Genomic DNA, 402 nt, shown 5'->3' on the forward strand with positions numbered 1-402 from the left:
ATTTTTATCATTTAAATGAGAAAGAAAAAGAAAAAGTCCAATATGTCTGTATTGATATGTATCGTACATACTATGATATTGCACGAATACATTTTAAAAAAGCTATCATCTGCATTGACTCTTTCCATGTCATCAAGAACTTAAATGATAGCTTAGATAAAATCAGAGTACTGATTATGAATCAATACCATTCCGATTCTATTGAATATTATCTACTAAAAAACTGGAAATTTCTACTCTTTGATCGAAAAAGTAATTTTCATAATAAGCCCCAATACAACCGTAAATTAAAACGCTATATCAATAAGGCTCAGTTATTCGAACTGATACTTCAAATTCATCCTGATTTGGAAAAGGCTTATCATTTAGTAGATGAATATATTCTTTTTAATGCTTACGATG

At 28.1% G+C, this 402-nt stretch carries 1 protein-coding gene; it reads left to right on the top strand.

The window, feature by feature from the left end; translation table 11 throughout:
* Positions 1–402: transposase (locus HMPREF2811_RS08260; RefSeq protein ID WP_141749295.1), on the top strand; the 402-nt coding region annotated here is incomplete at both ends.

The organism is Globicatella sp. HMSC072A10 (assembly GCF_001811625.1).
GTDB classification, from domain to species: domain Bacteria; phylum Bacillota; class Bacilli; order Lactobacillales; family Aerococcaceae; genus Globicatella; species Globicatella sanguinis.